Here is a 1,788-nt window from a genome sequence, read left to right as displayed (position 1 = left end):
CCATAATTTACTGGAATGATTAACAATAGAATAAAAAACATGATTAATTTTAATTTCATTTCAGAATAGTAAAATAATATCCACTAGATATTACTTGTGAATTTTACAACTTACGTTAAGTGTTGATTCAAAAAAAGAAAAAAGGAAAATGTGAACTAGTTTCTTACTTTACGATTATCTGTGTACTGACTGGTGGTGATAATGCCGTTGGATTATCAACAGATTCCCAGACAAATGCAGTGGCAGTATAAGTGCCAGCTTCAGTTGGGATCCATGATAATGCAGGGCTAAATGATTGACCAGCAGATAGTGCACCTGTAATCCAGGCTAGTGAGACTGTAACACCGTTACCATCCTGAATCTGTACCAAGTAAGCAAATACTTGCTTCTTATCCTGACCATTTGCTAGGTCGGCAGTGATTTGTACTTGTTGATCAACGTTAACAGCACTTAAGCTATTACCGAATGCATCAACTACTCTCAAGTTAGCAGCTGGTGCTCTCTCGAGTGGTGGTACAATTGTGCCGATTAGTGTAGTGGCAGTGATACGAAGTTCATCTGCTGTTGTGTACGGACTAGGTAATGTATTGTCCTCATATTCTGCAGTGACAGTGTCACCTTCTGCGACTCTGAGTCTGTGACCAGATGATTCATCAGTTACAGTGAAGAACACTGTTCCTTCGAATATTCCGGTTGCCTCATTAGTCTCAGTTACAGTAAGGTCAATACCTCCGGCATCGGAGTCAGACCACACGTTGGCATTGAAATTGTCAACGGATTCTGGATTTAAGTTCATATCTGGATCAATTATTCTTACAACACCTGTACCCTTAGCTGGATAGCTTGCCTCAAGCCACTGAACTTCGCCTATGTTCCATCTGATCAATGCAGAACCTACAACTGTTTCATCCTGTGAGAATTCAAAGGAGACAGTCAGTCCGTCATTGTCTGTAGCTGGTAATTTACCACTTGTTGGGCCACTACCGCTTGCAGATTGAGATGTAACGTCATTACCTGAAGGACCAGTTGTTGGATCACCGTCAGCATCATGTGTGAAACCGGTAAGAATTACCTCACCAGTAAAGATGCCTGTGTCAGTGCCAGTTTCGACTAACTTGTATTGCTGTAACTTTGCACTTCTGGTTGCGACCTTTATTGGGTCATCAGCAGTGTTTCCGATATCATCAATTAAGTTTGAGTCAAAGTTGTGATCTGGTGCTACAATAGTAATGTAGACTTTATCAGTCCATGTGTAAACTTTTTGGTCAAGTGCCACAGTTGCTCCGAAGTTAGAAGTAAAGATTGTCAATTTGACATCTTGGTCTTCGTCACCTACGTAGTCAGATCCGGATGGACCCCAATCACTATATTCGAGTTGAATTTCCTCTCCTCTCTCCAATTTATCATTGCCGAGTTGTTGAGGAATTTCGATGACAACCTGGAAGATTCCAGTGCTATCACCTGTTTCTCTGAAGTTTAGTGGTTCTGGATCAAAGTTAGCCTGATTTCCACCCTTATCACCCATGGTGACAGTTGCGGCATCAGAATCCCATTCGATCAAGTCCAAGTCATATGTCTCTGCACCTTGATTGTCCAAATCGAAGTCTGGTTCAATTAAGGTCAAGATCATATCGGATCCAATAATGTACACTGATTTGTCAGATTGTAATACACCGTTTCTTAGGTCAAATGTAGCAGAATCTGTGACAGTATTGATATCACCTGAAGCATCGGCTGGATCAGTGTATTCTACTTGGAGAATATCTCCTTGTAAGATACAGAAGTTCT

At 41.0% G+C, this 1,788-nt stretch carries 1 pseudogene; it reads right to left on the bottom strand.

Annotated elements, in window-relative coordinates:
- Positions 1–163 precede the first annotated feature (163 nt).
- Positions 164–1,788: pseudogene (locus BG20_RS10835) on the bottom strand (hypothetical protein); the annotation flags it as partial.

The sequence above is a fragment of the Candidatus Nitrosarchaeum limnium BG20 genome (assembly GCF_000241145.1).
Lineage (GTDB): Archaea > Thermoproteota > Nitrososphaeria > Nitrososphaerales > Nitrosopumilaceae > Nitrosarchaeum > Nitrosarchaeum limnae.
The sequence above is the reverse complement of the archived record's forward strand: the minus strand, read 5'-3'. Positions and strand labels throughout refer to the sequence as shown.